The following is a 15,966-nucleotide window of genomic DNA, read 5'->3' on the forward strand; positions in this document are numbered from 1 at the left end:
TGACTCCTGTTTCAGGTTTCGATGTCTGTCACTGAACAAAGCCGATCATGATGATTGGCATCTCCTTTGCAAATCTACGTGTGAATACCGAAGAAGGAGGGATTGGGAGATGATGAACAGAATAAGGCAGATGATCGGCACGGCGGCGACTGTAATGGACCTTGCCTACAAGCTCTCTCAGGGCCTCGACTATAAGATCCTCAATAAATATATATTAAAAATCAACAGGTTAAGTAATGTTGAGGAGATACTTTGCGAGGCCTCCCAGTGCCTCAACGACATCCTTAATTACGAGATCTTTGCATTTGGTCTTAAGCATAACGACAGGTTGGATGTCTGGATCGATCCTAAAATTGATGACAAAAGGCTGATTCAGCGAATTCAGACAGATCTTGCATGTCAATCTTATGACGTAAGAATGAACTATTTTAGGGATGATTTTCCGGTGTCGAGTCATTTGATTGACAGTCGTGATCTCGAAAATCTATTGACGTTTGATATACATAGCGATAAATATGCCGCAAGGCTCTATATCCTTCCCGGCAGAAAAATGTTCAGGTATCATGCCGAGATCATTGACTCCGTAATGAATGCAGTCAGTAGTGCACTTGAAAATTCCCTGAATATTCAGCAGCTTGAGAGTGCAGCATTCATCGATATTCTTACCGGATGCTATAACAGAAGGGCCCTGAACTCATATATCGATCATGATATTGCTGATGCCCAGAGGTATGGCAGAGATTTATCCGTCATTATGATTGATATAGATTATTTCAAGAGGGTTAATGATACCTATGGTCATGAAGCCGGAGATAGCGTGCTTTCGGTGGTTTCCAAAATGGTGTCGTCAACGGTCAGAAAAAGTGATTATCTCGCACGGTATGGCGGTGAGGAGTTTGTGCTGGTTCTCCCTAATACGGGTCTTTTAAATGCTGCTGACCTTGCAGAGCGGCTCAGAAAAAAGGTCGAAGCCTGCGTAATTGATATCAGCGGACAGGCTGTCTCTGTTACCGCAAGTTTTGGCGTTGCAACCCTGAAGGAGGGTCATGACAGGACGCAGCTTTTGCTTGACGCTGATCGGATGCTCTACAGAGCAAAGGGACGAGGCAGAAACAGGGTAATGCACGAGAAGTTCAGTTTTATGGAAAAGGGTCTCTTCCTCAAGCAGGCTGTATGCTGAAATAGCCCTGTATTTCATTAGCGTATGGTCGTTTTTCGGTAATCGTTCGCAATTTCCTCTTGTAACGTTCAAGCCTGTTTTATCTATAAATTCATAAAATTCATAAGTAATAGCTCGTCGAAATACTGCCCTTTGATTGCAAATCATGAATTTCATCTTTATGGATTAATTTACTTGACAATAATAATTATCGTATGATACTATTTATCAAATAATAACTGTTATAAATACAATATGCATAAATTTAAAGACATAGGTTTGAAACTCACGCCGCAGAGGATTGCGATACTCGATTTTCTCGAGGGCAATACAGACCATCCATCAGCGGACGATATCTATAAAGCGGTTTCCGTTTTGCATCCTACCATGTCTTTTGCCACGGTATATAACACGCTGGACACCCTAAGGGGAAAAGGTCATATCCTTGAGTTGACGATCGATCCCGACAAAAAGCGCTTTGATCCCTGTACGGATCCTCACCACCACCTTATCTGTATGTCATGCAAGAGGGTCCAGGATATCAAAATGACATTTAATCTTGACCTGCCTGAAAATGTGAGCGGAGATTTTAAAATAACCGGCAACCATATCGAGTTCTATGGCCTCTGTCCTGCCTGCAGAAACCATAACTGAATTCAGAACAAGTAACGGAGGAACCAATGTGTATTGATCACAAGATGATGTGCAAATGCAGCACCCATACGGCAAGTTTCAATTTCCGTGATGAAATCATGCCTGTGGAGGTTGTAAACAGACTGTATTGTCCCCAGTGCTCCTCAGATGTCGCCTTTACCTCAGAGTCCATGCTGAAGGACAACGGCTGGATCATTGAATATGACATGGACGTTGCCAGATTCATGTCGCATAAACTCCCCGGCGCAGATGTTACCCCATCCTTTCTTTTTGATCAGGGCTACTGCACCTGGAGAGGGATATATCCGACGGATCATATTGATTCGGTAAAGGAGCGCCAGGACCTGGTGACGCTCTCAAAAATAAACCCAAAGAAATACCTAGATGAGATTAAGCGCTGGGGCATAGAGAGGATGAACAGACTCAAGCAGGAAGGGTGGAGGAAGGCAGATGCCGAACAGTAATATCAGAGAGAAGCAAAAAAGCCACTGCAGCACAAAAAGCGTTCCTGTGCCTGAATTTATTGCCTGCATAAAATGCGGTAATGAGATAGAGATATGGACAGACGAGGATGAGACTGTTTGTCATTCCTGCGGCCATAAGGTTTTCAAGAAAGAAACAACAATTCACTGACTGCCTCATCCGAAGCAGAATCCCTTAGCACTGGAGCAGAGAATGGATATAGTAGTCGAAAAGATACCGGGCGGCTTGCGAGTAGATGGACTTGACCTGAAGAACGGCAAATGTGGTTGCACATCTGTGCTGCCCTGCTGTTACAGCTGGACAAAGGTAAAGAGGAGCGGCAACACATTTACCTTTGCAGGCAAAGCAACTGGGCCCGAGTCTGTTGAACTGTTTGACTGGGGCTACACGGTAAGGAAAGGCGATTTGACAATAGAAGTATCTATGGAGGATACGCGCGATAAAACAATATTTTCAGGATACTATCCGCCCCGCATTGAGGAATGGATAGACAAAGGATGGGAGGTTGTATCAAAAACAGGCGAGCGGGAGGACTTTGGCCTCTGGCGATGTGCCACCTGCAAATGGCTCTATAAGGAAAAAGACCAGACGGCAAAATTCGAGGACCTGCCTGAGGACTGGAAATGCCCTGTCTGTAAAATCGGCAGGAATGCATTTGAAAAAATAGGATAAAAAGGAGAAGTCAATGACAGAGAAAGGTTATTTTTGTGGTATCAACAAGCCAAAGGATTTGGCAGCAATGACAGATTTTGAGAAGAAGCATACACCGCTCATCGACTGTCCAGATACGGTAGTGGCCGATCAGCCCTTTACGGTGAAATTGAAGGTCGGCGAGCTTCCCCATGTAACGGAAGAGGGCCATTTCATTCAGTGGGCAGAGGTCAAGTTCGGAGAGAACCTTTATGCAAGAATCGAGTTCAGCCCTGTTCTGTCCGTGCCGGAAGCGACCGTAACGTTGAAGAAGAGCTCGAAGCACAGCAAGGGAACGCTGAGAGTTCTGTCGAAATGCAATCTGCATGGACTTTGGGAAGCCTCCAAGGAAATTACCATCACTGCAGGATAAGAACGGGGAAGTTGATCCCAGCAGGATTGCGTTACCAATAAATCATATCAGGAGGAAAGCAAATGACAAAAAAAGGTGAAAACTACAAGTGTGTGACCTGCACGAATGAAGTTAATGTTACAACCGGCGGTGGTGGCACTCTTTTTTGCTGCGGTAAGCCGATGGAGAAGATTGGATAGATATCGGGCCCATCAGGAATATTCCATAGTATAATGGCATATACATTCCGTGAAACGCTGTTAGGCAAGCTAATCAATACATAAGGAGGCACCAGCATGGCATCAAAATCGGACAAGAATCTTAAAGAGGCGTTTGCCGGAGAATCGCAGGCAAACAGGAAATACCTTGCCTTTGCAAAGAAGGCAGAGGCAGAGGGATATAAGCAGGCAGCAAAGCTGTTCAGGGCAGCCGCAGAGGCGGAGACTGTTCATGCGCATAACCATCTGCGGGAGTTTGGCGGCATTAAGTCGACAAAGGAGAATCTTGAGGCAGCCATCAGCGGGGAGACTTTCGAGTTCGAGAGCATGTACCCGAAGATGATCAGTGAGGCAAAGGCTGAAGGCAATGCACTTGCAGAGAGGACCTTTGTGTATGCAAACGAGGTCGAGAAGATCCATGCTGACCTGTACAAGAAGGCGCTTGAGACCCTCGGCAAGAATGCCGAAACAGATTACTATGTCTGCCAGGTCTGCGGCAACACGGTAGAAGACCATGCGCCGGATGAATGCCCGATCTGCGGTGCGAAGAAGCAGGCTTTTAAAAAGATGGACTGAGCTATGAAGATCATCGGATTTCTGGGCAGTCCGAGGGTTGACGGCAATACCGAGCTTCTTCTCAATGAGGCGATAAGGGCCATCCAGGAGCAGGGGCATGAGGTGAAGAACTTCAGGCTCAACCTCCTGAATATCAGACCCTGTCAGGACTGCGGCGGATGTGACAAGACCGGTGTCTGTATCATTAACGATGACATGACCGAAATATACCGGGAGATCAGGGGGGCTGACAGGATCATCCTTGCCTCCCCGATCTTTTTCTTTGGTATGAGTGCGCAGGCAAAGGCGATGGTCGACAGATGCCAGTCTTTCTGGTGCGAGAAATACCTCCTGAAAAAAGCCCTCCCTGAGGGGCAGTACGGCAGGAAAGGACTGCTCATGCTTGTCGGCGGCATGAAAAAAGATATCGGTATCCAGTGCGGGGACGCGACTGCCAAGGCCTTTTTCAGGACCGTCAGCGTTCAGACCCATGAAGTGTTGGGCCTTCTTGGCGTCGACGCCAAAGGTGCTATTTCCGATCATCCGACTGCGCTGAAGGATGCATATGAGGCAGGCAGGAGACTTGTCCTGATGTAAGTGAACGCATAGTCCCTTGTGAGCTGACGGTAGTGCTATAATAATCCATGAAGACTCTTCATCTTCCTGAGGCTGCCGGCATGCTTAATGCCTTTGATCTGCTTAGAATGCCGGCGCTTGTTTTCGATGCTTCCCTGAAGATTGTTTCCTGCAATGAAAACGCCTCTTCGCTCTTTCTCTATTCGGACGACCAAATATCCGGCATGTCTCTTGATGCTCTTATTCTTGCTGACTGTGCGGCGCAAACCTTTGATCAGTCCTGCTCACACACCTCTCAGGGGGGGGCGGGAGTCTATTGCACCTCAGACAGGTTTGTATCTCCCTGTGTCAGAAAAGACGGCATTCAGTTTAATGCAACGATCTCCATAATTCCATGCACCGAGGAGGGCAGCCTGCTCAGGCTTGCCGTCGTTCAGGACGTGCTTATTGATCAGCTCCATGAGAAGATGAAACAGATCGAGTTGATCAACGAACTGAGCGGCATCGTGAACTCAAGCCTGAGCATAGGCACCATATTCAGGATTATGGTATCGGAGATCAGGAAACTCATCGATTATGACCGGGCAAGTCTTCTGCTCTATGACGAGAAGGAAAACAACCTGCTGATCTTTGCTCTTGATACGGACATGCAGACGATCATGAAGAAGGGCGTAAGGGCGCCCATTGAGGAAACGAGTGCGGGCTGGGTTGTAAAGAACAACAGGCCGTGGATCAACCGTGACCTCAACGAGGCAGAATTCATTCTTGACAGAAAACTTCTGCAGGAGGGCATCCGATCTACAATCAGCATTCCCCTGTATCATGACAAGATACTCGGCGTTTTTAATTTTGACAGCGGAAAGACTGCAAACTATTCGGAGAAGGATCTTGATATACTCCTGCCGGTTGCCAAGCACATTTCGATTGCATTGGAGAATGCGCTTCTTTTTGAAGAGCTGTCGCGCGACAAGAAAGAGTGGGAAAAGACCTTTGACGCCATTACCGACATGGTCTGGATCGAAGACAGCAACCGGCGCGTTGTGCGGGCCAACAGGGCAGTCCTTGTCAGGGCCGACCTCAGGGCTGCAGAGGCTATCGGCAAAAGCTGCCGGGAACTGCTGGAACGGGTCGGAGCGCTTGACGAGGAATGCCTCTGCGCAGAGACCAGGGCCGGCAAGAGACCCTGTTTTCGGGAATTAAAGGGAATTGCCGGCAATATCTTTCACTTCTGGACGTATCCTCTTATCGACGATGAGGGGAGGCTCTACTCCCTTGTACATTATCTTAAGGATGTGACGAACCAGAAGCGGCTTGAGCAGCAGCTTATACGCGCAGAAAAACTTGCATCGTTAGGGACTCTTGTGGCCGGAATAGCACATGAGATCAATAATCCCCTGGGCATTATTGCCGGTTATGCCGAGGCGCTTCTCGACCGCGCGGGGGATGAAACGCTCATAGACATCCCTGAGTTCGAGGATTTCCCTGAATATCTCCGGACGATCCATAACGAGATATTCAGGTGCAAGGGTATTCTCAGAAGCCTTCTTGATTTTGCACGGCCGACCGGCGGTACGTTTCGCGAGATCGATATGAACGAACTTATCAAGGAGGTTATTCTTCTTGTTAACCACCGGGCCAAGAGGCTGAACCATAACATAGCGCTCCGGCTTGACCGGGATATTCCGAAGATATTTGCAGATCCGGGAAACCTGAGACAGGTTTTTATGAACATTATTATCAATTCCATGTATTTTACTCCTGAGGGGGGGAGCATTACGATAGCGACCCATATGGATGCTGAGGACAGCCCCTTGCAGTACGAAGCAGGCATCCGGGTTACGATCTCCGACACCGGAGCAGGCATTGAACCGGAAATTCTGGGGAAAGTCTTCGATCCATTCTTCACGACAAAACCGGTAGGGGAAGGAACCGGTCTCGGCCTTTCCATCTGCCACAAGATCATTGAGGAGCATGGCGGCAGTATTGATGCAGTCAGCGATGTTGGCGCAGGCACCACCTTTATCATCAGGCTTCCCGCAAAGGCCGCCCATGATTAAGATCCTCGTTGCCGATGACGAGGAACCGCTCAGAAGGCTCCTGAAAAAGGAGCTTACCAGGAAGGGTTTTTCTGTCGACGTAGCGTCTGACGGAAAGACTGCCCTTGATCTTGCTAAGCAGAATACGTATGACGTCGTTCTCCTGGACATCATGATGCCGGGTGAAGACGGCATCTCGGTCATGAAGAAGCTTAAGACCGATCCTGCTGCGCCTGCGATCATCGTCCTGACCGGAAGGGCTACGGTCGAAACGGCGGTGGAGGCGATGAAATACGGTGCATCCGATTATCTCACGAAACCCTATAAGCTGGACGAACTCGTGATCATCATCAACCGGGCATATGAATTCGGCAGACTGAGCATCAAAACGCAGCTCCTTGAGCAGGAGCTGGTGAGAAAGGAAACCCCCTTCAGGTTTATCAGCAACTCCCGCCAGATGAAAGAGATCCATACGCTGATACAGAAAATTGCTCCTACGGATTCTCCGGTCTTTATTCAGGGCGAAAGCGGCACAGGCAAGGAGCTGGTGGCCAACACGATCTGGCACTACAGCAAGCGAAACTCGGTGCCGATCATCGCCTTAAACTGCGCCACATTTTCTGAGAACCTGATCGAGTCAGAGGTCTTTGGCCATGAAAAGGGGGCTTTCACGAATGCCTATGATACGAAGCACGGCATTGTGGAGGTTGCGGACAAGGGAACGCTTTTTCTTGATGAGATCGCCGAGATGCCGATCGGGCTCCAGGCAAAGCTTCTGCGATTTCTCGATACCGGCGAATTCAGGCGTGTGGGCGGCAATAAGATCATGAATGTGGATGTCCGTGTTCTTGCTGCAACCAACAAGGACCTTCGCGAACTTATACAGCAGGGAACGTTCAGGGAAGATCTATATTACCGGCTTAATGTTATTAATATTACAATACCTCCGCTGAGGGAACGGGCTGAAGATATCAGAGAGCTTGCAGCATACTTTGCGGATAAATATGGACAGAAGCTTTCGAAGCCGATCAGGGATTTCACTCCTGAGGCGTCTGCAGCGCTCAGCAGTTATGCGTGGCCCGGCAATGTGCGTGAACTCGAAAATGTTATAGAGCGTGCCGTAATCCTTTGTGATTCAGATCGTGTAGAACTCAGGGATCTTTCAATTCCGGCCATGCAGGGGACTTCTGCAAAGAATGCCGGTGGATCGCTCGAGGAGATGGAGCGCGACTATATCCTCAGAGTGCTCAGGGAATTCAATGGCAATCAGTCAAAGACGAGCCAGGTCCTTGGCATTGACCGCAAGACTCTTTATCTTAAACTCAGGAAATACGGCCTCAGCGATTACGTGAAAAAGTAGATAAACCCTTCTCAAAAAGCGCTTTCTTTCCCCTTGCCTTTTCGTTATTCATTTCTGTATATTACGCTCATGCCGAAGACGGCAACCATCTAACTGCCAGATAGACGGTTGCCCGTCTTCGGTTTGCGCCGGCAACGATACATTTCCCCATACAACAATGATATTGCCGGGACCCTGAAGAAAAGTGACTGATCTGCCGGGGAGGGCACCATGACTGTACGTATTACTATTAACGGTAAAGGGTATACCGTCGAAGGCAACAAGACCATACTTGATGTTTGCCGGAGCAACGCAGTCTTTGTCCCAACGCTCTGCTACGACGAAAGACTCGACCCCTAAGGCGGCTGAGGCTTTGCATCGTCGAAGTCAAGGGTATGCCAAAACCGCTGACTTCCTGCACCACATTTGTGCAGAAAGGGATGGAAATTGTTTTCGAAAGCGCGACCTTGACTGAACTGCGCAGGACCGTATTATCTCTATAAGCAAACATTGCATTGCCGTTATATCTATTGGTATATTACGACGTGGCCAGGAAGAAACATACCAGTCAACTTGAAAGACCATTTCCTTCCCTGAAGGGCCATATCTGGATCGAGGGGAGCGAAGGTACGTTTCTGGGCTACGGAAGAATAGCCCTCCTTGAGCGTATCCGGGATTATGGCTCGATCACAAAAGCTGCAAAGGCATTAGAGATGTCTTATCGACGGGCATGGGTGCTTATTGATTCAATGAACCGACAGGTGCCGAACCCTTATGTCGTTACCGCTGCAGGAGGAAAGAGCGGGGGTGGGACCCGTGTAACCGAGGAAGGGGAAATGGCAATTGCACTGTTTTGGAAAATCCACGATGACTTTCAAAAATTTCTTGCGGACAAGGATCAGGCAGTGAGAGATATTTTGGTCGGATGTAAAGAAAAGTCTGGAGGAACGAAATGCAAAAAAGGAAGGTAGTGCAGATAAACGGATCAACAGGTTTATTAAAGTGCTTCGCTGTCTTGGCAGTAGTTTTGGCAATGACTGCTTTAACTATCCGGATTTCCGGTGCCGAGCCGCCGCAGCCCCGGAAGATCATGCTGGCCAGCACAATAGGGCCGATTGACGCAGGTATAGTGGGTGCGCTCGAGGCAGCCTTCACAAAAAAGACAGGCATAGCAGTGGAGCATGTTGGAGCAGGAACAGGCCAGGCGCTGAAGAATGCAGAATCCGGAAAGTTCGACCTTGTGCTGGTGCATGCAAAGGCCCTGGAGGAGAAGTTCGTGGCAGATGGCTTTGGCACGAAGCGATATGACCTTATGTATAACGACTTCGTTATCCTGGGGCCCGTAGCTGATCCGGCAAAAATTCGGGGAGAAAAGAGCGCTTCTGTAGCTCTACAAAAAATAGTTAAGTCCGAAGCCATGTTCGTGACAAGAGGAGACAGATCAGGGACTCATATGAAGGAACTTGAGGTATGGAAAAAGGCCGGGATCGAGCCCAAGGGGCCATGGTACATTGTCTTTGAGCAGGGAGCAAAGGGCAATGCCCCGACGCTGGCTTACACGAATGAGAAGCAGGCCTACACCATTATGGACAGGGCCACGTATATCACAATGAAACAAAAGTTAACGCTCCAGATTCTTGTTGAAAGGGATGATATTCTTCTGAATTATATGACGCTAATTCCTGTCAATCCGGTCAAGTTCCCCCAGGTTAATAACAAGGGAGCCCTCGAGTTTGTAGAGTGGCTACAAGGGAGAGAGGCCCAGACACTTATCAGGGATTTCGGAAAGGACAAATATGGCGAGCCGCTCTTCTTCCCCAATTCGCCTGAAGGGAAAAAACTATAAATACCATTTAATAGGAGGTTGTAATATGAAAAAACTTGGATTACTTCTGACTCTTCTTCTGACGTTGTCTCTCGCAGGCAGTGCCTTTGCAGCAGAGATCATCTGCGCATCAACAACCAGTACCGAGAATTCGGGACTCTTTAACCATATCCTGCCGATCTTCGAGAAGAAGACAGGAGTAAAGGTGAAGGTTGTAGCCCGCGGCACAGGCGCTGCCATCGAGATGGGCAAGAGGGGTGATGCTGACGTTGCCTTTGTGCATGCAAAGGAGCAGGAAATGAAGGCTGTTGAAGAAGGGTTCTTTATCAACCGGTCTGATGTGATGTATAACGATTTTGTTATCATCGGCCCGTCTGATGATCCTGCTAAGATCAAAGGAATAAAGTCAACGGTCGATGCATTTAAGAAAATAAGCGGAACATCCCAGTTCGTTTCCCGCGGCGATAACTCGGGTACTCATACCAAGGAACTGTCTATCTGGAAGAAGGCTGGTATTGAGCCAAAGGGCCAGAAGTGGTATCTCGAAGTCGGGCAGGGCATGGAGAAGACCCAGAGGATTGCAAATGAGAAGCGGGCTTACGCACTCACTGATCGCGGTACCTGGCTGGCCACAAAAGATAAAGACAAGCTCGAAATGGTGATAGTCCATGAAGGCGATCCGACGCTTTTCAATCAGTATGGGATCATGGCGGTGAATCCTGAAAAGCATAAACACGTGAAGTACAAAGAGGCGATGGAGTTCGTGAACTGGATTATATCGAAAGAGGGTCAGCAGGCTATCGCCTCGTTCAAGGACAGCAACGGCAACGCGCTCTTTATCCCGAATGCAAAATAGAGTGGACAACCATGTTAGAGATAGAACAGGCAAGCAGATTGATCGGGGCACTCAAAGAATTCGCAGCCAGGGACGCCGGGGAGTCATTCGAGGAGTCTCCGGCTGACAGGTATGATCCGCCCATCCTGTCCTCATGGGATGCCTTGAAGTGGTTCGAACTGATACAGGATTGGGAGATCGTCGATTTTCTCGTTTCTCGTGACAGAGATGCCCGGAGGCTGGTTATCAGCCTCCAGGCATTGCTCATATGGTATGGGCAGGAATATGTTGATGAAATGCATAAACGCCTGCGCGTAATGAGCATCATAAATTGAACATACCGATAATGATAAGAGAGGTCTCCATAAGCCCTCAACTTTTGCCCCGGTTCTTTTGCTACAATAAACGATGAATTCAATACTGGAAGGCTTTAGCAAGGCCTTTTCACTTATCCTGCATCTTGACCGGGAGCTTATGGGCATTATCCTGCTTTCCCTCAAGGTATCCGGATCAGCGCTTCTTGTTGCGACCGCCCTGGCACTCCCGCTCAGTGCTTTCCTCGGTCTCAGGAAATTCCCATTCCGTGGGATTCTTATAAGTATCCTTAACACCTTCATGGGCCTGCCCCCGGTGGTTGTCGGACTTTTTGTATATCTGCTTCTCTCCAGGAGCGGGCCTTTTGGGTTCCTGGCGATGTTATATACGCCGTCCGCGATGATCATTGCCCAGACCATCCTTGCCTTTCCGATCGTGGCATCTCTGAGCCACGCAGCGGTCATGGGCGTTGATCCTGTTATACGGCAGGCGGCAACAACACTCGGAGCAACCCCTTTTCAGGTATCGCTTACCGTTATCAGTGAAGCGCGGTACGGGATCATGGCAGCGGTGATTGCGGGCTTCGGCAGGGTCATGGCTGAGGTCGGCGCGATCCTGATCGTAGGCGGCAATATCGCAGGATTTACGCGGGTCATGACAACGACCATAGCACTCGAAACTGACAAGGGAAATTTCGAACTTGCATTGGCTCTGGGAGTCATATTGCTATTGATCTCTCTTACGGTCAACATTCTTCTTCATACTGTGCAGAAAAAAGGCATGACAGGGGGCAATCGTTGAGTCTCAGTCTGCAGGCAGTTGAGATAGTCAAAAGCTATAACGGTAATCCGGTGCTGTGGGGCTGTTCTTGGTCTTTTGCAGAAACGGGGATCTATGTGCTTACCGGTCTCAACGGCTGCGGCAAGTCCACCTTTCTGCGCATATGCGCGCTGCTTGAACAGCCGGATAAGGGAAAGGTCAGGTATCTCGATGGAGCGCATGAGGCCCCGAACGACATCGCCCTGATGCGTAGAGTAACCCTTGTATTACCGAGGGCCGGGCTGTTCAATACGTCTGTGCAGAAAAATGTCTCCTATGGTCTGCGTATCCGAGGCATCTCCGGCAAGGAATCTGCTGACAGGACAGAGAGCGTGCTTGCATTTGTTGGGCTCAGCCATAAGAAAGATCAGAACGCCGCGACCCTCTCAAGCGGAGAAGCCCAGCGGGTTGCGATAGCACGGGCCCTGGTCATTGACCCTGAGGTGCTTTTTCTGGATGAGCCCACCGCCTCTATTGATGAAAAAAATGTCGGGATCATAGAGGATATTATTCTCCGTCTGAAGCAGCGCGGCAAGACTACGGTGATCATGACAACCCATGATCGCGCTCAGGCTGAACGGCTCGCCGACAGATTACTCCTGCTTGATAAGGGCAAGATCGTTTGAGGTAACGTGGCAGGAACAAATAGACCTTGAAAGATCTGGTGCCAACAGCTGAATACCCCTAGTATCTACAGGAAGGCGAAGGACGACGGGAAGATCCTCATGAGTGCGTCCTTCCGGATATCTTTGCCGATGATGACCAACCTGCTGCCGGTGACCGTCTTTTCAAATGGAACGCTTTTGATGTTTGTAAACGACAGATCGAACTGGTAAGGCCCCTGCAATGTGTTCACAAGCGCCTTTGCCCTTACAATGTCGCCGTACTTGCCGAAAGACATATCCTGAAAAAAGTCGCTGAGCCATTCATGGTCAATACTGCCGACCAGTTTGAGAGAGAGCGTGTCAAGCTGGAAATGGGGGACATTCCTGTCTAAGCTCCGTTCTGCATCTGAAACGTTTGGGAGCATACGGTTGGTGATGCAGTTGACGGTGCTGAGAACAATAGCGTTGGGGTTGATCTGTTCAACAGCATGTACCGTTCTCTCTGCGCTCTCCTTTTCGACGAGGTCTGTCTTGTTTACGAGAACTATGTCAGAGTTCGTGATCTGGTCCTTAAAGAACCTTCCAAACGCATCTTCGTGATTGAGGTCGAGGAATTCGGAGGCATCCACGATGCCTATGACCATGACTGCGCCGATCTTCAGGGTCTCAAGCGCTTCCAACACGCCGGAAGGAGAGGCTATGCCGCTCGGTTCTATTATAATATGCTCCGGCGCAAAAGTCTCCCGTATCTTTTCAATCGAAGCGATGAGGTCGAACTTCAGGGTGCAACATACACATCCGCTTGGAAGTTCGATCGATTCAATGCCGTTTGCCGAGAAGATCTCGCCGTCTATGCCTGCCTTGCCGAAGTCATTTACCAGAACAACGGTTTTCCCTTTGATGTTTCCGACAAACTGGCGTATGAAGGTGGTTTTGCCGGAACCGAGCATGCCGCATACGATGGTTGTCTTCATGACCATACTAGAATCAGATCTTCTTGAAAAAGGTGTCATAGGGATACTTTCTTACATAAATAAGAAACTCATCCATGATATGGGAAAGATGCTTTCTGACAGGAAGAATCAGCGAGAGGTCTCTCTGGATATTTCCTTCCCTGAACGTTGCCGATTTCAGGCGTCCATCTGCTACTTCCCTTTGGATGGCCCATTTTGAGACAATCGAGACACCGATGCCAGCCTCAACAGCCTCCTTGATCGAGGCTGTGCTGCCCAATACTAAAGCAATATGCATATCGTGGATGCTGATTCCATGAACAGCAAAATATTCCTCAATCTTCTGCCTTGTGCCTGACCCTTCTTCTCTGAGGATGAACGGTTCTTTTAATATGTCAAGAATCGAAACCGCTCTCTTTTTTGCCCATGAATGATCCGGTGGGACAATGAGAACCAGGTCGTCGGACATTATGGTCTCTCTCTTGAGCTTTCCCCCCATGCATTCTCCGGCCACCAACCCGAAATCAATAAAGCCAGACTTCACAAGCTCCTCTATTTTCTTTGTGTTCCCGACCATCATGCTGATCTTTACTTTAGGATGTTCCTTTTTGAAGGCGATGATCACCCTGGGGAGGACGTGGTTGCCAATGGATGTGCTGGCACCCAGAGTGAACCCTCCTTTCATCGCACCGGATATCTTTCTCATATCTTTTTCTATATCGTTATAATGCTCCAGAATATGTTTTGCCTGATGATAGAGGGTTTCACCTGCAAGGGTTAAATTGATTTCTCCCCCGGTTCTGTCAAAGAGCTTTGTCTCGAAGAATTCCTCAAGTGCTTGTATTTGAAGGCTGACTGCTGGCTGGCTGAGATGGGCAATTTTTGATGTTTTCGAGAAGCTCCGGGTTTCTGCAACGGTGCAAAATAGTTTCAGCTTTAAGTTCATGTAAATAGAATAGCAGAAAGCCCATTTAATTTGACTATAGAGCAATAAGGTCTGTGTTTTATAAACTGCCTCGCAAGTACAATACATTATTACATGCAAAGCAAGTCTGCAGATGGTCTGTAAAGGAGTATTTTATATGAATGAGACTAGGATAAAAAAAGTATTGATTGCAAACAGAGGCGTTCCAGCAGTTCGTATTATGCATACCTGCAGGGACCGGAAGATCGGAACGACCGCAGTGTACAGCACGCCTGACAGGCTTGCCCACCACGTATTTATGGCTGATACTGCAGTTCATATCGGAGAGGCTCCGCCTGCGGAGTCGTACCTCAATATGGACAGGATCATTGACGCTGCACTGCGGAGCCATTCTGACGCAGTGCATCCAGGGTGGGGTTTCCTTGCTGAAAACCATCTCTTTGCACAGCAGGTGGTTGATGCAGGCCTTGTCTGGATAGGGCCTTCTCCGCAGGTCATAAGGATAATGGGCGACAAAATAGAGGCAAAGGTAATTGCCCGCAAGGCTCATGTTCCTACGATCCCGGGAATCAGCAATGTAACAGACATTAACCAGATCAGAAGATGGATGAACGAAGAGCAGGTGAGTTTCCCGGTCATGATCAAGGCGTCAGCCGGCGGCGGCGGAAAAGGCATGCTCAAGGTGGAGACTGATGACCAGCTCAGCCAGGCTCTGAGTCAGGTGAAGTCAGAGTCAAAAAAATCCTTCGGTGATGAGACGGTACTTGTCGAAAAATATATCGAGCGCGGAAGGCATATCGAGGTGCAGATCGTTGCTGATGCACAGGGCAATGTGGTCCATCTCTATGAAAGGGAATGCACGCTGCAGAGGCGCAATCAGAAGATCATCGAGGAGGCTCCGTCACCGTCGCTTGATGGTGGCCTGCGGCAGGAGATCTGTTATACTGCGGTCCGTCTCATGCGCGAGATCGGATACACCACAGCAGGGACGGTTGAGTTTATCTTTGACGCGCCTACAAAGAAGTTCTACTTTCTTGAGGTCAATACCCGGCTTCAGGTAGAGCACGGTATCACCGAGCTTATTACGGGACTCGATATTGTGGGCATCATGCTCGACGTTGCAATGGGTAAGCCCCTGCCGTTCAAACAGACTGACATCCATCCTAACAGGTGGGCACTTGAGGTGAGACTGAATGCTGAAGACCCCAAGAACTTCAGCCCTTCTTTCGGCAAGGTCACCCGACTGCAGGTACCGATGGGTCCAGGAGTTAGGGTCTCATCAGGCGTATACGAAGGAGCTGATATACCGCCCTATTATGATTCACTCTTCATGCTGCTTATGACAGCAGGGGCTGACAGAGATGATGCCATACGGGCGATGGACCGCTCACTTTCGAGGAACCTCAGAATCCAAGGAGTGAAGACCCTTGCGCCTTTGCTGCTAAGCATTATCCGTCATCCTTCTTTTATCTCGGGTGAATTTTCGACCCGCTTTATCGAAGAGCATATGGACGAACTGATATCCATGTTCAGGGACGAAAGCAGCGAAGACGAGGCTCTTAAGGTTGCCAGGTATGTTGCGGAGATATCCGCCCTTGGCCCTCAGTCCTGGATGTGAGGGCAAAAA

General features: G+C 48.9%; 20 protein-coding genes. 18 read left to right on the plus strand and 2 right to left on the minus strand.

What is annotated here, in order from left to right; translation table 11 throughout:
- The first annotated feature begins 109 nt into the window (after nucleotides 1-109).
- From HZB31_01705 to HZB31_01785, 17 genes are all read left to right on the plus strand, one after another.
- Complete coding sequence (locus HZB31_01705; protein MBI5846665.1) at nucleotides 110-1,180, plus strand: GGDEF domain-containing protein; 1,071 nt, start codon at nucleotides 110-112, stop codon at nucleotides 1,178-1,180.
- Between the two features lie 234 nt (nucleotides 1,181-1,414).
- Nucleotides 1,415-1,813 (plus strand): transcriptional repressor, encoded by a 399-nt coding sequence (locus tag HZB31_01710; protein MBI5846666.1) that lies wholly within the window; start codon nucleotides 1,415-1,417, stop codon nucleotides 1,811-1,813.
- Nucleotides 1,814-1,839: 26 nt separating this feature from the next.
- Nucleotides 1,840-2,277: a hypothetical protein gene (locus HZB31_01715; GenBank protein ID MBI5846667.1), complete on the plus strand. Its 438-nt coding sequence runs from the start codon at nucleotides 1,840-1,842 to the stop codon at nucleotides 2,275-2,277.
- Nucleotides 2,278-2,719: 442 nt separating this feature from the next.
- Nucleotides 2,720-2,968: a rubredoxin gene (locus HZB31_01720; GenBank protein ID MBI5846668.1), complete on the plus strand. Its 249-nt coding sequence runs from the start codon at nucleotides 2,720-2,722 to the stop codon at nucleotides 2,966-2,968.
- A gap of 13 nt (nucleotides 2,969-2,981) precedes the next feature.
- Nucleotides 2,982-3,359 carry a class II SORL domain-containing protein gene (locus tag HZB31_01725; GenBank protein MBI5846669.1) on the plus strand — a complete coding sequence of 126 codons (378 nt, stop codon included), beginning with the start codon at nucleotides 2,982-2,984 and terminating at the stop codon, nucleotides 3,357-3,359.
- A gap of 62 nt (nucleotides 3,360-3,421) precedes the next feature.
- Nucleotides 3,422-3,538: a desulfoferrodoxin FeS4 iron-binding domain-containing protein gene (locus HZB31_01730; protein MBI5846670.1), complete on the plus strand. Its 117-nt coding sequence runs from the start codon at nucleotides 3,422-3,424 to the stop codon at nucleotides 3,536-3,538.
- A gap of 96 nt (nucleotides 3,539-3,634) precedes the next feature.
- Entirely contained in the window at nucleotides 3,635-4,132 is a 498-nt protein-coding gene (locus tag HZB31_01735) for a rubrerythrin family protein (GenBank protein ID MBI5846671.1), read from the plus strand.
- Between the two features lie 3 nt (nucleotides 4,133-4,135).
- Nucleotides 4,136-4,708 (plus strand): flavodoxin family protein, encoded by a 573-nt coding sequence (locus HZB31_01740; protein ID MBI5846672.1) that lies wholly within the window; start codon nucleotides 4,136-4,138, stop codon nucleotides 4,706-4,708.
- 47 nt (nucleotides 4,709-4,755) lie between these two features.
- Nucleotides 4,756-6,744 carry a GAF domain-containing protein gene (locus tag HZB31_01745; protein ID MBI5846673.1) on the plus strand — a complete coding sequence of 663 codons (1,989 nt, stop codon included), beginning with the start codon at nucleotides 4,756-4,758 and terminating at the stop codon, nucleotides 6,742-6,744.
- Nucleotides 6,737-8,083, plus strand: coding sequence for a sigma-54-dependent Fis family transcriptional regulator (locus HZB31_01750; GenBank protein MBI5846674.1), 1,347 nt, complete (start codon nucleotides 6,737-6,739; stop codon nucleotides 8,081-8,083). Before HZB31_01745 ends, HZB31_01750 begins: the two co-directional genes overlap by 8 nt.
- 210 nt (nucleotides 8,084-8,293) lie before the next feature.
- On the plus strand, nucleotides 8,294-8,422 hold the full coding sequence (locus HZB31_01755; protein ID MBI5846675.1) for a (2Fe-2S)-binding protein: 129 nt from the start codon (nucleotides 8,294-8,296) through the stop codon (nucleotides 8,420-8,422).
- 155 nt (nucleotides 8,423-8,577) lie between these two features.
- Complete coding sequence (locus HZB31_01760) at nucleotides 8,578-9,033, plus strand: LysR family transcriptional regulator (GenBank protein MBI5846676.1); 456 nt, start codon at nucleotides 8,578-8,580, stop codon at nucleotides 9,031-9,033.
- A gap of 62 nt (nucleotides 9,034-9,095) precedes the next feature.
- Nucleotides 9,096-9,908 carry a substrate-binding domain-containing protein gene (locus HZB31_01765; protein ID MBI5846677.1) on the plus strand — a complete coding sequence of 271 codons (813 nt, stop codon included), beginning with the start codon at nucleotides 9,096-9,098 and terminating at the stop codon, nucleotides 9,906-9,908.
- Nucleotides 9,909-9,933: 25 nt separating this feature from the next.
- Nucleotides 9,934-10,743: an extracellular solute-binding protein gene (locus HZB31_01770; GenBank protein MBI5846678.1), complete on the plus strand. Its 810-nt coding sequence runs from the start codon at nucleotides 9,934-9,936 to the stop codon at nucleotides 10,741-10,743.
- 11 nt (nucleotides 10,744-10,754) lie between these two features.
- On the plus strand, nucleotides 10,755-11,057 hold the full coding sequence (locus HZB31_01775) for a hypothetical protein (GenBank protein MBI5846679.1): 303 nt from the start codon (nucleotides 10,755-10,757) through the stop codon (nucleotides 11,055-11,057).
- A 73-nt stretch (nucleotides 11,058-11,130) separates the two neighbouring features.
- The gene (locus HZB31_01780) at nucleotides 11,131-11,838 is read left to right on the plus strand and encodes an ABC transporter permease (protein ID MBI5846680.1); all 708 of its coding nucleotides are present in this window, start codon (nucleotides 11,131-11,133) and stop codon (nucleotides 11,836-11,838) included.
- On the plus strand, nucleotides 11,835-12,482 hold the full coding sequence (locus HZB31_01785) for an ATP-binding cassette domain-containing protein (GenBank protein ID MBI5846681.1): 648 nt from the start codon (nucleotides 11,835-11,837) through the stop codon (nucleotides 12,480-12,482). Before HZB31_01780 ends, HZB31_01785 begins: the two co-directional genes overlap by 4 nt.
- Nucleotides 12,483-12,547: 65 nt before the next feature.
- Here the strand turns inward: HZB31_01785 and HZB31_01790 are convergent, their stop codons facing one another.
- Complete coding sequence (locus HZB31_01790) at nucleotides 12,548-13,441, minus strand: GTP-binding protein (protein MBI5846682.1); 894 nt, start codon at nucleotides 13,439-13,441, stop codon at nucleotides 12,548-12,550.
- A 7-nt stretch (nucleotides 13,442-13,448) separates the two neighbouring features.
- On the minus strand, nucleotides 13,449-14,360 hold the full coding sequence (locus HZB31_01795) for a LysR family transcriptional regulator (GenBank protein MBI5846683.1): 912 nt from the start codon (nucleotides 14,358-14,360) through the stop codon (nucleotides 13,449-13,451).
- A gap of 136 nt (nucleotides 14,361-14,496) precedes the next feature.
- On the opposite strand from HZB31_01795, the gene HZB31_01800 reads away from it, so the two are divergent.
- A complete protein-coding gene (locus tag HZB31_01800; GenBank protein MBI5846684.1) occupies nucleotides 14,497-15,957 on the plus strand; it encodes an ATP-grasp domain-containing protein in 1,461 nt (486 codons plus the stop codon).
- Nucleotides 15,958-15,966: the final 9 nt, after the last annotated feature.

Source organism: Nitrospirota bacterium (assembly GCA_016235245.1).
Lineage (GTDB): Bacteria > Nitrospirota > Thermodesulfovibrionia > Thermodesulfovibrionales > UBA6898 > UBA6898.